At 68.4% G+C, this 15,189-nt stretch carries 13 protein-coding genes; 2 read left to right on the top strand and 11 right to left on the bottom strand.

Translation table 11 applies throughout. The annotated features are described in order from the left end of the window. Nucleotides 1-178 precede the first annotated feature (178 nt). The 4 genes from QHF89_RS04915 to QHF89_RS04930 form a co-directional block, all read right to left on the bottom strand. Nucleotides 179-1,495 (bottom strand): hypothetical protein, encoded by a 1,317-nt coding sequence (locus QHF89_RS04915; RefSeq protein WP_136967268.1) that lies wholly within the window; start codon nucleotides 1,493-1,495, stop codon nucleotides 179-181. After that, entirely contained in the window at nucleotides 1,495-2,466 is a 972-nt protein-coding gene (locus QHF89_RS04920; protein ID WP_136967267.1) for a tetratricopeptide repeat protein, read from the bottom strand. Before QHF89_RS04920 ends, QHF89_RS04915 begins: the two co-directional genes overlap by 1 nt. A gap of 5 nt (nucleotides 2,467-2,471) precedes the next feature. Beyond that, nucleotides 2,472-3,800 (bottom strand): serine/threonine-protein kinase, encoded by a 1,329-nt coding sequence (locus QHF89_RS04925; RefSeq protein WP_136967266.1) that lies wholly within the window; start codon nucleotides 3,798-3,800, stop codon nucleotides 2,472-2,474. A 120-nt stretch (nucleotides 3,801-3,920) separates the two neighbouring features. Continuing rightward, nucleotides 3,921-5,186 carry a hypothetical protein gene (locus QHF89_RS04930; RefSeq protein ID WP_136967265.1) on the bottom strand — a complete coding sequence of 422 codons (1,266 nt, stop codon included), beginning with the start codon at nucleotides 5,184-5,186 and terminating at the stop codon, nucleotides 3,921-3,923. Between the two features lie 125 nt (nucleotides 5,187-5,311). Here QHF89_RS04930 and QHF89_RS04935 point away from each other — a divergent pair, with 125 nt between their 5' ends. Beyond that, the gene (locus QHF89_RS04935; protein WP_136967264.1) at nucleotides 5,312-6,121 is read left to right on the top strand and encodes a leucine-rich repeat domain-containing protein; all 810 of its coding nucleotides are present in this window, start codon (nucleotides 5,312-5,314) and stop codon (nucleotides 6,119-6,121) included. Nucleotides 6,122-6,137: 16 nt separating this feature from the next. Here QHF89_RS04935 and QHF89_RS04940 read toward each other — a convergent pair whose 3' ends face one another. The 7 genes from QHF89_RS04940 to QHF89_RS04970 form a co-directional block, all read right to left on the bottom strand. After that, nucleotides 6,138-7,013 (bottom strand): mechanosensitive ion channel family protein, encoded by an 876-nt coding sequence (locus QHF89_RS04940; RefSeq protein WP_284720068.1) that lies wholly within the window; start codon nucleotides 7,011-7,013, stop codon nucleotides 6,138-6,140. 91 nt (nucleotides 7,014-7,104) lie between these two features. Continuing rightward, nucleotides 7,105-8,400 carry a putative sensor domain DACNV-containing protein gene (locus QHF89_RS04945; protein WP_136967262.1) on the bottom strand — a complete coding sequence of 432 codons (1,296 nt, stop codon included), beginning with the start codon at nucleotides 8,398-8,400 and terminating at the stop codon, nucleotides 7,105-7,107. Between the two features lie 59 nt (nucleotides 8,401-8,459). Beyond that, nucleotides 8,460-10,112, bottom strand: a complete 1,653-nt coding sequence (locus tag QHF89_RS04950) for a sensor histidine kinase (protein ID WP_284720069.1) — start codon at nucleotides 10,110-10,112, stop codon at nucleotides 8,460-8,462. 98 nt (nucleotides 10,113-10,210) lie between these two features. Next, nucleotides 10,211-11,365, bottom strand: a complete 1,155-nt coding sequence (locus tag QHF89_RS04955) for a methanobactin export MATE transporter MbnM (protein WP_136967260.1) — start codon at nucleotides 11,363-11,365, stop codon at nucleotides 10,211-10,213. Next, nucleotides 11,329-11,847, bottom strand: a complete 519-nt coding sequence (locus QHF89_RS04960; RefSeq protein ID WP_136967259.1) for a hypothetical protein — start codon at nucleotides 11,845-11,847, stop codon at nucleotides 11,329-11,331. Before QHF89_RS04960 ends, QHF89_RS04955 begins: the two co-directional genes overlap by 37 nt. Nucleotides 11,848-11,853: 6 nt before the next feature. After that, entirely contained in the window at nucleotides 11,854-12,714 is an 861-nt protein-coding gene (locus tag QHF89_RS04965; protein WP_136967258.1) for an MbnP family copper-binding protein, read from the bottom strand. Nucleotides 12,715-12,803: 89 nt separating this feature from the next. Then, nucleotides 12,804-13,685, bottom strand: a complete 882-nt coding sequence (locus QHF89_RS04970; protein WP_136967257.1) for an ATP-grasp domain-containing protein — start codon at nucleotides 13,683-13,685, stop codon at nucleotides 12,804-12,806. Nucleotides 13,686-13,766: 81 nt separating this feature from the next. Between QHF89_RS04970 and QHF89_RS04975 the strand changes: the two genes are divergently transcribed. Then, on the top strand, nucleotides 13,767-15,167 hold the full coding sequence (locus QHF89_RS04975) for an MATE family efflux transporter (protein ID WP_136967256.1): 1,401 nt from the start codon (nucleotides 13,767-13,769) through the stop codon (nucleotides 15,165-15,167). Nucleotides 15,168-15,189 lie beyond the last annotated feature (22 nt).

Consider the following 15,189-nt stretch of genomic DNA (forward strand, 5'->3'; position numbering starts at 1 on the left):
CGGATGCGGCGGCGGCGGAAGCGGCCTCGGGCGCCAGCGCCGCAGCATCGGGCGCGGCGTGGGCGCCGATCGGCAGCGCCAAGCACATCAGCGCGAGGAGGACGCCTCGGAGCGGACGGAACGGGGGCACGTGGCAAGCTTCGGCCGGCGGGCCGGCAAGGTCAAGTGGGACGGACGATTACTGGCAGATGCACGTCATGCGTTTGCACTTGAGACAGCCATCCCAAAACGTGCCGCCGGTGAAGGACTTCGGCTTGTCCACCTCGACCGTGCACAGTGTGCCCTCGACGATCGAACAATCGGCCGTCTCGTTGCCGCAATCGAAACAGTTGACCTCGAACGAGCAACACGCCGGGATGGGCCCTTCACACCCATTGCTGCCATTGCAAACCCACGTTCCGCCGCACGGCGCACAGATGCCCCCGCAGTCGACCTTGAGCTCGGCGCCGTCTTTCACACCATTCTCGCAACGGCATTTCCCCCCGAAACAGACGTCCGACCCTCCGCAATCCATGTCGGGGTTCGATCCGTCGATCACAGGGGCACACATGCCGTTCGCTTGCCCGGTCTTCTGGTTGGAGCAAGCCATGCACTTGCCGGAGCACTCGTTCTCGCAGCAGACCCCGTCGACGCAGGAGCCGCTCGTGCAATCGATCGCCTCCTGGCAAGCCGACCCGTTCGGCTGTTGCGCGAGGGGCTTGCAGATCACGCCGTCGTTGCAGCCGAATCCAGGGCTGCACATCATTTCGCATACGCCGTCCGTGCACGCTCGGCAGCCCTCCGCGCAGGGGGTCCCGTTCGCCGCGGGCTCATGCACGGTGACGCCGTCCTTGCAGATGTCGTCCTTGCAAGGATCCATGTCGTCCATCGGATCCTGAAACGAGAGGGTGACGACATTCCCGTCGCCGTCGCAGCCCTCGGCCAGGCAATCCCCCTTCACGGTGTCGGTGACGAGGGTCCCCCGGGGCGCGTTGACCCGGAGGCAGACGCCTTCGGTGCACGACCAGTTCACGCACGGCCCGTCGTCTCCGCAGTCGGTCGCCGCCGTGCAACCCGCGCACGACCCGAGTCCGTCACACGCGAGGGCGCCCCCCTTGCCGCAAGGTTTGTCCTTGTCCACGGGCACGAAGAGCGGCGTCCCATCCACGCACTTGTCCTCGGTGCAATCACTTGCATCCTTGGGGGGCTGATCCGACGCCGGCTTCGAGACCGCGTGGCCCGCTCCGTCGCACGTCAGATCCTGGCAATCGTCCACCGGCTGGCCGAGAGGTTTCACCCCCGCGGGTTGCACGTTCACGAACGTACACACATTCTGCTCGCACTTTCGCGTGCCACAGAACGTGTCTTCGCCGGGGCATTCCGCGACGCTGCTACAAGCGAGCGGTGGCTTCCGGTCGAAATCGTATCCGAGCGCGATGCACCCGCCTCCGACGAGGGCGACGAGGGCCGAGGCGAGAATGGCGCGCAGCGCGCGGGGCGTGTTCGTGGAGGACATCAAAAGCTCCCTCGTACCCCGACGAAACCCGGCCCCACGAGGAGGGACTGCGCGGGCCCTGTTTTTTCCGCCTGCTTCTTGTTGGCCAGCAGGTAGAGCACCGCTCCGGCGCCCGCCCCGGCGATCCCCACGCCCCACGCGACGGTGTTCACGACGAGCAGCGTTTGTCCGTTCTGGGCCGCTTCATATGCGTCTTTCGTGGCGCAGCGCCCGCCCACGCAATTTTTTTCGACTTCGTTATACGTCGAGACCACGAGGCCGCCCGTGATGCCCGCGGCGACGAACCCGAGCGCCCCGACGCCGAGCAACGAGACCGCCGCGATACGCCGCTGCCGGATGCTCAAGAGATCCGCCGGCGTGAGCCGCGGCGGCTCGACGATGACCTTGCCCGCGCTGACGAGGAGTTCCACCTGCTCCGCCTCGCCGACCTCGACGAGGTACGTCTCCTCCGTGTGTTTGGGCGCGAGCACCGCAATCGTGCGTTTGCCCGGATTGACGGGCAGCGCGACGCCGACGCCTTCGGCCTCTTTGCCGTCGATGGTGACGCGCGTGTCCTTCGGCAGCTCCGCCTTGGGCTTGATCGTGAGGAACGGGATGCGCGGCTCGATCTCCGCGAGCTTCTTCTTCGAGGGCGCGAGGCGCGGGTCGCCGGGGTCGAGGACGACGATGCCTTCCTTGTAATAACGCATCGCCGTGACGAGGCGCCCCTCGTGCTCCTCGCATTGCGCGAGGTTGAAGAGGGTGCCGGCGCGGCGGACGAGCGCGAGGCTCTCCTCGAACTTGGGGCACGCCGCGGCGTAATCGTTCCTGTCGATGGCCGCGCGCGCCTCTTTGAAGAGCTCCTCGGCGCGGAGCGCGTCGTCGTCGGTCTTGTCGGCGGCCGCAGGGCGCGCGAGCAAGGACACGAGGAGGGCCGCGCCGATCCCCGCGACGCGCAGCTTGCGCCGATCCCAGGTCGAGCGGTCGTTCATCGAGGTCACCATTCGCTGAAGATGTCCTTCGAGCCGCCTTGTTGCGGCGGCTTCGTGCTCTTCTGTGGGGTCGGCGTGGGCAGGGCGCGCGTCCCCGCCGTCGCCGTGGACACGGCGCTCGCCGAAGGCGCAGGCGTGGGCGCGGCGGCGAGGGTCGCCGCAGATGCAGGCGGCGCGAGGGCCGCGGAAGGTGCCGGCACGGGCACGGCGGCAGGAGCAGTGGTCTCCGGGGTCGTCGTCGCCCCGCGGACGCGGACGAGGAAAAACCCGACGCCGCCGAGCACGAGGGCCGCCGCGAGCGAGAGGCCGACGAGGAGGGTTTTTCGGGAGGGCAGCGGCGACGCGGACGCGTCGCGCGAGAACGGCGCGCTCGTGATCCGCGCCGCGCCGGGCCCCTGCGCGCCGCCGGTCGCGGGCCCCATCGTGATCGGCGGCGCCGGCGGCATGTGCTGCATCGCCGCCTGGAGGGCGCGCTGCATCGTGCGCGCGTCGGGCCAGCGGCGCTGGCGATCGAAGGCGAGCGCGCGATCGACGACCTCGCAGAAGGCAGGCGGGAGGCCGGGCACGATCGAGCCGATCGGCGGCGCTTGCCGTGTCATCGCCGCGAGCAGGACCTTGTTCACGGTCTCGGCCTCGTGGACGAGCTTGCCGGAGAGCGCGTAGAACATGACCGCGCCGAGCGCCCAAAGATCGGTGCGCGCGTCGATTTCGGCCGTGTGCCCGAGCGCCTGCTCGGGCGGCATGAAGGCCGGCGTGCCCATGATGCTGCCGACCTCCGTGGCCCGACCCGCGCCCCCGACGGCCGTGTTGTCCCGCATGCGCGCGATGCCGAAATCGAGGATCTTCACGGCGCCCGCGCGCGTCAAAAAGACGTTCTCGGGCTTCATGTCCCGATGCACGATGCCCTTGTCGTGCGCGGCCGCGAGGACGTCGAGCAGGCGCTCCGCGACGAACGCGACCTCGGACGGATGCAGGCGACCGCCGGGCTGCGAGCGCCCGCGCTCTTCGAGGTTCTGCCCTTCGAGGAGCTCCATCACGAGGAAGACCGCGCCGTCCTCCGCGCTGTCGTCGTCGAGCACGGCGACCGCGCCCGGATGCTCGATCCGGTTCGCGACGTAGCCTTCGCGCAGGAAGCGATGGCGCGCTTCCTCGTCGGTCGCGAACTCGGAGCGGAGGAGCTTCACCGCGCCGCGCTTGCCGTTCCGGTGCGTCGCCGCATAGACGCACGCGGTGCCGCCGACGCCGAGCAGGTGGTCGAGACGCCACTTGCCGCGCAAGACCTGGCCTACGCGCGCCCGGGCTCGCTGGAAGACGTCGTCAGCCACGTGCTCCATCGTGGCGATCGAACCGTCTCGCCGCGAAGCTGTCAAGCCGCACGGGGGGGTTTGGGGGCACAGCTCCGCTCGCGGAGCGGAGCCCCCAACGTCAACGCCGGCTTTTCACGGACGCCGGGCTCACTTCTTCTTTTGCTTCGCGAGCCCCTCGAGAATCTGAAGGAACCGCTGACACTTCTTGCCGACCTCGAGTCCGTAGGCCGCACGACCGTTGCAGAGCTTTTCGGCGCGCTCCATGGCCACGGCGTCGCCCTTGATCGCGCGCGACGCGACCTCCTCGGCGTCCGGCGCGATGCCCTCTTTGTAGGCCGTCTCCTTTTCGAGCTCCTTCGAAGCGAGGGCCTTCTTGAGGTCCTCCGAGATCTCCGGCACGTCGGCCCACGCCGCCGTGGAGCGCGCCGCGCCGCGCGCGTACGCGAGCCAGATGCGGCCCTTCGCCTTCGTATCGCCGCACGGCATCTCGGACTCTTTGGCCAGGAGGTCCGCGGCGACGAGCTTCCCCTCCGCGGCGCGTTCGAGCTTCTCGGCGGCGCCCTTCGCGGTCGCCTTGTCCTCCGCGGAGAGCTTGCCCGACTCGACGGCCTTCACGAGCGCGTCGCACGAGGCCTCGTACCGCTCGCGCGCCCGCCGCTCCTCGCAGGCCTTTTTCTTCTCGTCGATCCGCGCGAAATGCTCGGGCAGCGCGTGCCGCTTTTCTTCCTCGTTGATGTCCGTGATCGAACACGGGTCGGGCGCGGCCGTGATACGCGCGTCGAGCTTCTGACGCGCAGCGGCGATGCGGCGCTCGCGGATCATGAACGCGCCCGCGACCGAGCAGATCGCGAAGATCAAGAACACGAGCGAGACACGAAAGAGCTGCCGGCGCTGCAGGTGCCGATGGACGAGCCGGCTCCGATCGATGAGCTCTCCGGCCTTCTCCATGGCCTCTTCCCAGGCTTCGAGCTCGGCCGCGAGCACCTTCAGCGGGCCCACGAGCGCGCGCTCGCGCGAGAAGCGGCGCGCGACGTTCGTGAGCGTCTGCGCGGCGCTCTTGCGCTTGGGATCGACCTCCATCGTGGCGCCCGCGAGGCCCGTGAGCAGGCCCCCGACGGAGACGGCGTACTGATCGAAGACGGTCTGCGCTTCGACGCGCGCGCGCTCGAGCTGCTGGAGCTGGCCCATGTACCCGGCCCACGGGAGGATCGCCTCGACGTCGCGGGCCTTCAGGCCAAGCCGCTTCGCCGTGACCGCGACGGCGGAGGTGAGCGCGCCGAGCAGCCTTTCGTGCGAGACCTCCGCGAGGCCCTGCGGGACGCGCACCTCGCGAAAACACTCGAACGCCCTGTACGTCGGGGCGAGCGCCAATTCGCTCAGCGTGTGGCCGAAGTCGAGTCGTGCGGCGGTCAAGGGCTCCCTCGCGGTTCGCGGGAGACCGGATGGTACGGGTGTTCGAGACCCAGCGCAACGACGCGTTCGTCCCGCGAAGCCAAGGGTCTACCCCTCCGCGTACGGCCCTTGTACCATCCGCGCCGATGCTGCCCCGAACGATCGCGCCCCTCGCGGGTATCGCCCTCTCGATCGCCCTCACGTCGCTCCTCGGATGCGATGAAAAGAAGCCCGACGCCGCGGCCCCGAAGCCGAGCGCCGCGCCCGTCGCCTCCGCCGCACAGGCACAGGCGCCCACGTCCGCGCCCACGCCGAGCGCCGCGGAGCCGGCCCCGCCGCCGAAGAAGAAGGACGTCGTGTGCTCGAAGGACACGACGATCACGTTCACGGATCCGAAGTTCGAGGCGGTCGTGCGCGTGCAGGCGCAGAAGCCCGAGGGCGCCTTGACGAAGGCGGATCTCGGCAAAGCGAGGACGCTGAACCTGACCGAGGCGAAGCTCGACGAGCTCGACCCGTGCATCTTCCCGCTGTTCACGTCGGTGAAGGGCCTCTACCTGCCGCCCGGGAAGATCGACGATCTCAGCCCGCTGAAGACGCTCACGACGATCGAGTCGCTGCGCATCGCGGCCACGCAGGTCAAAGACCTCACGCCGCTCGCGGGTCTCGCGAAGCTCGATCGGCTCGACATCGGCCGCACGCCGATCAAGGACCTGACGCCGCTGTCCGGGCTGACGAGCCTGACGGAGCTGCAGATCGACGAGACCGAGGTGACGGATCTGACGCCGCTCTCCAAGCTGACGAAGCTCGAGATGCTACAGATGAAGCGCACGCGCGTGACCGATCTCGCGCCGCTGAAGGAGCTCAAGAGCCTGAAGAACCTGCACATCGGGGGTTCGGCCGTGAGCGGTCAAGCCGTGATGCTGGGGATCCCGGGGCTCAAGGTGCACGACGAGTGACGCGTGAGCGGCTCTCCTAATTGACCTTGACGACCGGCGCGCCGAGGACGGCCCGCGCCGCGCCGGTCTCCGCGTGGATCACGCGGATCTCGCGCTGGGGGTGGGGCACGTCGACGCCGTGCTCGCGATACGCCTCGAAGATCGCGCGATAAAGGCTGAGGAGCGTCTGCTCGTACTCGGGGACGGGCACCCAGGGGCGCACGGAGACGGTGAGCGCGGAATCGCCGACCTTGCGAACGCCGATGAGCGGCGCGGGCTCTTTCAGGACGCGCGGGTCGGCGAGGACGGTCTCCGTCGCGACGTCGATCGCTTTGCCGATATCGGAGGCATACGCAATGCCGATCTCGATGTCGAGCTGGCGCTTCGTCCCGTAGTTGTGCAGGATTTCCCCGGAGATCTGGCGGTTCGGGATAACGATCAGCGATTGATCGGTGTGACGGAGGGTGGTCGAGAACAACGTGATGTCGACGACCTCGCCGTGCTCCTTGAGGACGTCGATGTATTCGCCGACCTTGAAGGGCTTGAGGAAAAAGATGGTCATGCCCGCGATGAGGTTCGAAAGCACGCCCTGCATCGCGAGGCCAATGCCAACGCCGGCGACGCCGAGGCCAGCGATGAGCGAGGCGACGGGGACGCCGATCTTCTCCGCGGCGATGACGATCGTGGCGCCCACGACGGCGAAGCGGAGCAGGCGGACGATGAGGCTCCGAAGCGCGACGTCGATCGTGGTCTTCTTTTCGAGCCACGTGTCGAGCATGCGGGTGAGGTATCCCGCGGTCTTGAACCCGACGAAGACGATGACGGACGCGCCGAGGATCTGAAACCCGTACCGCACGGCGAATTCGACGAGCGTGGTCTTCAAGCTCGTGAGGGTCGCGCTGACGTGGTTCATCGTTTCCTGCATGGGCGCGATGGTCGCACCGCGGCCGCAGGAACGTCAACGCGCTCCGGAGGTGGTGGTGTGCTCTCTCGCGCGCGGGTGGCTACACGTCCCCCGACGTCACCGCGTGGTCCCAGTACATCACGCCGCCCTCCTTCCATGTGACGAAGCGGACCCAGCCGTCCTGGGAGACGACGATCACGAGCGCGCCGTGAATGTGCTGGCAAAGGCGATAGGCGGAGCGGTGCCTCGTCCCGACGGTCTCCGTCGGCTCGATCGAAAAACGCGTCCCTTCGATGTCCAGCGCCCGCCTCACCGACGGCACCTCGGACAAATCCCCGCCGATCTCGCAGCCGAACCCGAGCAGCTCGAGGCGCCTCGTCAATACGACGGCACCATCCACGTCCGCGAGGCCCGCGATCAGGGTCGAGAGCTCGGAGACGGCTTCGTCGAGACTCACGAGGTGCGGGTCGGTGCTGGACTCGTAGAAGTCCCAGCCGACCGACGCCGAGGGCGAGGCCCACGCCTTGCTGCGCCCCGCGAGCACGTCCATGGTCGCGAGGAACAACGTGCGATAACGACGCCGCGGCTCTCCCTCGCTAAACTCGTATTTGATGCGAAGCAGGTCCGCCGCCTCGCCCACCTCGCCCGGCGGCAGGATGACCAGCGTGCCGCCGTGGTGCGCCCGGCGAATCGTGGTGATGAGGCGCTTCAGCATTTGCCAGGTGATTCGCCGCGTCACTTCGGGTTCGAGCTCCGCACCGGGGGCGCGCGCGAAGGGCCGGGCCTCCTCGTGCAGCGCCGCGAGCTCGGCGTGCACCTCCTCGAATCCCTCGGAGAGCCAGCGCGCCTCGAAGAGGTCCATCGCCGGCCCCATGAGCCTGCCGCCCTGCAGCTCGCCCAGCGTGATCGACCCCCTCGCCACCGCGAGTTGCCCCGGTCCCGACGCGCGAATGACGAGCGCCCACGGCGGCAGGCTCGACCACGAACCCCGCCCGCCTTGCGCCGCGTGGAGCCAGCGGGGACCCGAATGCAGGATGCCCCATATCTCGAATCCGCCACGGCCATCCTCGCGCACACCGATGAGCGCGCGGTGGTATTTGATGGCCGGCGACAGCCGCCGCAGCTCGTGCGCGTCGAGCGAGCGGGCGCGCGTGAACACCAGGCGGTGCAGCCCCCAGGGTGGGCCGGCTTCGGCCGGATACCCCTCGGCGTCCCCGAGGATCAAGCGGAACGTGACCGGCCGCTCCTCCTCGCGGAGCAGGCTCGCCTGATAACAGATCGAGAGAAGCTCCTCGAGCGCCTCCTGCCCCGGGAGCCGTGAACTCCCGACCGCTGCCACCTCGTCCCATCGCTCACGCACGAGCCTGGCGAGCTGGGGTGGATAGGAATGCAGCACAATCGATCGTAAGGCCCGCGGGACGTCCTCCCAAGGGGGCACGCGCCGCGACGGCCACCTCAGCGGGCGGCCGGTCGCCGAGGTCCCTCGCCGTCGAACGGGAGCCGCATCGTGAACGACGTCCCGCGTCCACGGGCGCTCACGACGTCGACGCTCCCGCCGTGGGCCTCCGCGACGCCGCGGACGACGGCGAGCCCGAGCCCCCAGCCGCCCGGCGACGCGTGCTCGTGGCGCGCGCGGGTAAAGGGCTCGAACAGCGTGGCCTGCTCGTCCGCGGGGATCGGCGGGCCCTCGTTGTGCACCTCCACCTCGACTTGGTCCGGCAGCGACCGCACCGTGAAACGCACCGGGTCCGCCGATCCGTATTTGAGCGCATTCGACGCGAGGTTCCAGAAGGCTCGTCGGAGCTCCTCGCAACCAAAATTTCCCGTCGTGGGCCCTTCGGGCGCGACGACGACGAAACGATCGCCGTGCTGCTGGGAGAGCTCGGCCACGAGGTCTCGCACGATATCGAGGACATCGCAGCGCTCGCGTGCAATCGGGAGGCGCTCGCCAGCCTGGACGCGCTGCGCGTCGAGCAGGTCGCTCACCATGCGCTCGGTGCGGTCCAGGCTCCGGAGGACGGTCGATGTCCAGCGTTTGAGCTTGGGGTCTTCGGTCGAGCGGTCCGCCATCTGCGCGGCCACGCGCGCCGCAGCGAGGGGGCCGCGGAGGTCGTGCACGAGGATCGACGAGAGGACGTCCCGCATCCGCTGCTCTTGGTGCAGCGCCGCGATTCGCTCCTCCAGCATGTTGTAGAGCTCCACGTTCTCGATGAGGAGCGCGAGCTGCTCGGCGATCGCCTCGATGCGCCGCTTCTCCCGCGCCGAGAAAGGCCGATGCTCGCGCAGGCCGACGTACATCACGCCGAGGAGCTCGCGCTGGAGGGGGATACGGACCCCGAGGAGCGCATGGATGCCGCTGTGGCGGAGGTTGTCGGTGACGTCGAGCTCGGTCGTCTCGGCGTCGAGGAGGGTCGTCGTCTCGTCGCACGACGCGATCTTCCCGGCAAACGAGGAGGGCGCGAGCGAGCGGGCGTACTGCGTGAGGCGCTCGTCGGCGATCCCCGCGGACGCAGTCATCACGAGCTTTTCGGTCATGGGCTCGCGAAGCAGGATGGCCGCCGTCGCGGCGCCGAGCGCCTCCATGACGATCGGCATGGCGGCGCCGAGCCGCCCGGCCAGGGTCGGGGACTTGCGGAGCACGTCGGACGGCTCGCCCGTGAACGCCTGTCGTATCAGCCGGGAAAACCGCTTCTCCGATTGCGCGTCGTCGAGGAGGTGTCGGACGAACATATCGGATAGCAGCATGGTCGACGCGTGCACGACTTCGAGGATCCTGTCGACCTCCAGCGGGTCGCACCGCTCCTCGGGCGGCACAGCCGCCCACGCCTGGAAGACGCAGCGGCCGAGAAGCGCGAACTCGCTCTGGAGCTCGACGAGATCAAAGCCGGAACGGAGGCGGGCAGCAAGGTGGCTCTCCACGAGCTCGAGCTGACGGCCGCTCGGCACAGGCCCGTCGGGACCGACCAGGGACGCGAGGTAGAGCGGCATGATGTTCATCAACTCGGGCCGCGAAAGCCCACGCGCTGACGCCGTTTTCTGCGCCTCCTCGGCCCACCGTTCGAGGATGCGGCCTCCTTGCGTCTCGATGATGTGCTTGATCGTCGGCACGAACGCCCCTCCCGCGCGACACAAATAGCACATGTCGCGCGAGGATGGACGCTGCCGAGCCCGCTTGCGCGGGCGCTCCCACGTCCGAGCGAGACACGTCAGGGTGCCGGAGGATCCGGTTCGCTGACGAATTCGGTATCGGTAAAGCTCTTCATGAAAGCGACGAGATCCGCCTTCTCGTCCGCCGTGATCACGAACCCCTTCACGAGCGGATTCTTGTTCGGGTTCTGGCTGCCGATGCCCGCGAAGGGTCCGTCGGGGAGGGTTCGTCCGCCTGCGGCATAGTGATCCACCACGTCCTCGAGCGTCGCGATGCTGCCATCGTGCATGTAGGGCGCCGTCAGCTCCACATTCCGCAGGGAGGGGACCCGGAACTTTCCCTTGTCGCGGGGATCCCCGGTGAACTCGAACAACCCTTCCCCGCCGGGCGGATACGCGCCGTCCGCGCCGAGGTTGTAGAGCCCCGTGTTGTGGAAGTCCATCTCCTGGTGCTTCGTGTCGGCGCTCCTGTAGGCGGTCGTGAAGTTCACGCCGCTATGGCAATGGTAACACTCCATGCGCTCGGAGAAGAACAGATCCATTCCCCGGAGAGCGGATTCGGACATCGCGTCCGCCTTGCCGCCATACGTGTACTGGTCGTACGGCGAACGGCCCGAAAAGAGCGTTCGCTCGTAGGAAGCAAGGGCCTTCGCGATGTTCGCGAAGCCGATCGGCGCCGCTTCCCCCGGGAATGCAGCCGCGAAGGCTTTTATGTAGTCGTCGTCCGCCTTCAACCGACCGAGGACGATCTCCTCGGCGCCCGTGACCCCGAGCTCCACGGGGACCTCGCCGAACAAGGGCACGAGGGCCTGCTGTTCGAGCGTCGTCAGCGTGGGATTGCCCCAGGTGAGCTGCGGGAACCAGGCGACGTTCGCCAATCCCATCGCGTTCCGCGGCACGAGGTCGCCCGTGGAGCCCGTGGGCTTGGCTTTCCCATCCGCGAATCCCTTTGCCCGGTCGTGGCACGACGAGCACGACATCGTCCCATTGCCAGAGAGTCGCGCGTCGAAGAAGAGCCGGCGCCCGAGCGCGACCTTCTCCGCGCGCATGGGGTTGTCGGGAGGAACCCAAGGGTCGGCAAAGCCTGGCGGCAAACCGAAATCGTAGCTCGGCGGCGGTGGCGCCTCCGGCTCCCCTCCGCAGGACGCCACCACGAGCGCGGCGACGAGGCCCGATCTCACTCCACGCGTACGCGCTGCGCCCCCACGTGACATACGTTGCAAGCTCCGGAGATGGTGGGAAATGGCATGAACGCCGTGCCGCCGGCCCCAGGCGCCCGCACGAACGGGAAGAGGGATTCTTCCGGGAAAGGCAAGGGTTCGGTGGAGAAGAAATTGCCGTTGTCGTCGATCTCGAGCGCAAGCACGAGGTCCCCTTGGCCATTCGGCGCCGTGCGCAGCTCCACGGTTCCGCCGGCGAGGGGCACGTCCGCCGGTCCGATCGCGGTCCCCGCGGCCGTGAAGCGCCCTTTCCCCGGGCCGTGCGCCTGGTGGCAATTCATGCAGTTCAGGCCCATGTTGTGGCTCCGCGCCTCCCCATGGGCGCTGATGTTGTCCACGTCGAGCGCCGGATCCCGGACGAACGCGGGATCCCCCGGAGCGGGGACCTCTTCGGGCTCCTCGTCCGCGGGGCCACACGCGGCGAGCGGCGCGAGGAGCAAACCAGCAAACAAGGTCGATGCGATACGCGCTTTCACGTCGCCTCACTCCACCCGGAAAGCGGTCTGCTTCCCGCTGCCCGAAGCCTGTCCCTCGAAGGGCATACCCAGCGCCTCGAAGACCGGCGGGCATTCGGGATCTCCTGAAAACGACATGCAGCCCGAGATGCTATCCGCCATGGGATCGATCTGGAGATCCAGATCCGAGCCGGCGTAAAACGACGCGACGTCGAACACGATGGTCTTCGAGGTCGGATCGAATCCATCGAGGCGAATCTTCGCGTGGTTCGACGCCGCGCAGGAGAAGCCGTCCTTGACGGTCCCCTCGCAAGACGTGGAGCCGAGGTGGAAGAAATACGTGGGGTTCGCCGTCGTGCGAAGCTCGAGCCGCACGAACTTGTAGCCGCCTTTCCACGACCACCACATCCCCGGAATGTTGAGCGGCGCCGGCGCCGTGGCCGCGTCGAGGTGGTTCAGCTCCGGCGGCAAACCGACGTCGAACGCGACACCGACGTATTCGCCGGGCGCGACGTCACCGACGATCTCGGTGCGCATCTCGGGGCTCCCCGTCGTACAGGTCGCCGTCCCATCTTCGAAATCCAGGAATGCGATGTTGTCGCGCTGCCAGCGTTCGTCCTGCTCCAGCGCGAGCGGCACCTCCGCCCCGTCGGCACGGACGAGGCGCACGTCATGCACGTACATCCGGAAATCGAGCGGGTTTGCCGTGGACTTCGTGGTGCCGAGCCCCTCGAACGTGGTGGCGCACGCGAAGGGCTCGTCGCCCACTTTGGCGGCGAATTGGAGCGCGACCGTCTGCGGGCTCTCGTCCGCGTCGCCGCCACAAGCGGTCAACGCCACGAGCGAGATCACGCCGAGCGTGGCACGGCGGATCGGGAGTCGATTCATGCATCACCTCTTCGAGCCGGGAGTGTAGGCGGCTGAAGTAGGATGGGAACGCGACATGTTGTCGCAGGAAGGACTCCCCAGCGACCGCCTCACATCCGCGCGACGATCGCGTCGACGAGCCGCGCCGCCGCACCCTCGTTCCAGCGGAAATACAGGCTCGGCTCGGTCAACTCGAGCTCGATGAGCTGGAGCGCGCCGTCATCGCTGCGCACGAGGTCGACCCGGGCATAGAGGAGCGGTTTGTCCACGGCCGCGAAGGCGGCGCGGGCGACGGCGAGCGCCTCGGCCTCGATCGGTGCCGCCGAGACGCGGCTCTGAAACTCCGGCTGCGAGCGGAAATCCCCGGCGCACGGGACCTTCCGGACCGCGTGGCTCGCCTCGCCGTCGAAGAACACGACGCTGAGCTCCCCCTCGGATTCGATCGAGCGCAGGTACGGCTGCACCATCACCTCGCCGGTCGCCGTGAGCGACGCCGCGTGCGCCTCCGCTTCGATCGGGTTCGTCCGCGCGTCGATCCGCAACGCGCCCACCGAGCCCGCCGAGACCGCCGGCTTGATCACGACCTCGGACCAACCACGCGACGTGATGCGCTGCGCGAGGCCCACGGCGCCTTCGCCCGGCGCGAGCCAGAGCGTCGGGATCACGGACACGCCGGCCGCTTCGAGCGAGCGCAGGTAGGACTTGTGCGTGTTTTCGCGGATGACGTCGGGACCGTTCCAGAGCGGCACGCGCGCGTGGGTCCGCTCGGCCCACGCGACAAACATCTCCCTGCGGCCGGGCCCGTCCCAGTAATCCCACGGGTTGCGAAGCAGCGCGAGATCGGCTTCGTCCCAGGGCGCGGCCGGATCATCCCACACGTAGCAACGGTAGGAGATCCCTCGCGCGTCGAGGGCCTCGCAAAGCCGCGCGTCGTCGACGTCGAGCTTCGGCAGACGGGCGCACGTGGCGATCGCCAAGCGGGGTCGGTTCATGCCGCCTTCTTGCCTCAAAGCCGCCCGCAAAGCGAGCGGCGCGGGCGCGGCGACGCTTCCGGTGTCATCCTCGGCCCCCCCATGACCGACGCCGCCGCGCACCTCGTGCCCGTCGAGCAGACCCCCTCGCTTCGGAGGCTGCTCGATCTCGCGTGGCCGATCATCATCTCGCGCTCGGCGCAGGTCGTGGTGAGCGTGTCCGACGCCGCCATGGTCTCGCACCTCGGGCAGGACAGCCTCGCCGCCACGACCACGGGCGGGCTCAACTTGATGGCCTTCTTCATCCTGCCGATGGGGGTGGTTTTCATCGTGTCGAGCTTCGCCTCGCAGCTCTACGGCCGCGGCGATCACGCCGGGGCGCGCCGGTACGGGTATTATGGGCTCGCCGTGGCTGCGATGGCGCAGCTCCTCTATTTCGCAGGCGCCCTCGTCATGCCGCGCGCCGTCGCGGCGATCGGCTATACGCCCGCCGTTGCGACGCTCATGCAGCAATGGCTCACCGTGCGCCTCTGCACGGGCGGCGCGGCGATCGGGCTCGAAGCGCTCGGCAACTATTACGGCGGGCTCGGCAACCCGCGCCTGCCCATGGCCACGCAGGTCCTGTGCATGGTGCTGAACGTCGCGCTGAACTGGGTGTTCATTTCGGGGCACCTCGGCGCGCCCGCGCTCGGCGTGGTCGGCTCGGCGCTGGGGAGCGCCCTCGCGACGTTGACCGCCTTCCTCGTGCTCCTCGGGTGTTTCCTCGCCGGCATCGGCGAGCACCCGAGCGCCCGCCAAGGCAAGGCGCAGCTTCGGCTCGCCGAGCTCGTGCGCATGTTGCGGTTCGGCATTCCCTCGGGGCTCAACTGGTTCGTCGAGTTCGGCGCGTTCTCCTTGTTCATCAATCTCGTGATCAACGGGCTCGGCACGACCACGCTCGCCGGGTTCATGGCCTCGATGGAGGTGAACCAGGTCGCGGCGATGCCCGCGTTCGGCCTGACGAGCGCGGGGGCGATCCTCGTGGGGCAAGCGATCGGCGCGAAGAACGTGGATCAAGTGCCGAAGACGGTGAAGCTCACGGCCCTCGTGGCGTGTGGCTGGATGGGCTTCGTGGGTCTCGTCTACCTCGTGTTCGCGCGGTACTGCATGCTCCCTTTCGCGCCGCCCGGGCCCGAGCGCGAGGCCTTCCTCGACATCACGGCGCAGCTCCTCACGCTCTCGATCACGTGGCAGATGTTCGACGCGACCGTGATGACGCTGGCCGAGGCGCTGCGCGCCGCGGGAGACACGGCCTTCACCGCCTGGGTCCGCGGGATCGTGGCGTGGTGTGTCTTCGTGCCGGGCTCGTTCATCTCCGTACGGGTGCTCGGCGGCGGCATCGGGTGGGTCGTCTTCTGGCTGACGGGGTACATCGCGATCATGGCCTTCGTGCTGTTCTTGCGTTTCCGGAGCGGCGCATGGCGCAAGCTCGATCTGGCAGGGACGGAGATACCGGCCATCTGAAGGGCCGTGCACGAATGAAAGG

The organism is Polyangium sorediatum (genome assembly GCF_029946465.1).
GTDB classification, from domain to species: domain Bacteria; phylum Myxococcota_A; class Polyangia; order Polyangiales; family Polyangiaceae; genus Polyangium; species Polyangium fumosum.

Bases quoted from the DNA above. Each gene is read 5' to 3' on its own strand.
- QHF89_RS04915 (WP_136967268.1), bottom strand. From the start codon at position 1,495: ATGTCCTCCACGAACACGCCCCGCGCGCTGCGCGCCATTCTCGCCTCG.
- QHF89_RS04920 (WP_136967267.1), bottom strand. From the start codon at position 2,466: ATGAACGACCGCTCGACCTGGGATCGGCGCAAGCTGCGCGTCGCGGGG.
- QHF89_RS04925 (WP_136967266.1), bottom strand. From the start codon at position 3,800: ATGGAGCACGTGGCTGACGACGTCTTCCAGCGAGCCCGGGCGCGCGTA.
- QHF89_RS04935 (WP_136967264.1), top strand. From the start codon at position 5,312: ATGCTGCCCCGAACGATCGCGCCCCTCGCGGGTATCGCCCTCTCGATC.
- QHF89_RS04940 (WP_284720068.1), bottom strand. From the start codon at position 7,013: ATGAACCACGTCAGCGCGACCCTCACGAGCTTGAAGACCACGCTCGTC.
- QHF89_RS04955 (WP_136967260.1), bottom strand. From the start codon at position 11,365: ATGTCACGTGGGGGCGCAGCGCGTACGCGTGGAGTGAGATCGGGCCTC.
- QHF89_RS04965 (WP_136967258.1), bottom strand. From the start codon at position 12,714: ATGAATCGACTCCCGATCCGCCGTGCCACGCTCGGCGTGATCTCGCTC.
- QHF89_RS04970 (WP_136967257.1), bottom strand. From the start codon at position 13,685: ATGAACCGACCCCGCTTGGCGATCGCCACGTGCGCCCGTCTGCCGAAG.
- QHF89_RS04975 (WP_136967256.1), top strand. From the start codon at position 13,767: ATGACCGACGCCGCCGCGCACCTCGTGCCCGTCGAGCAGACCCCCTCG.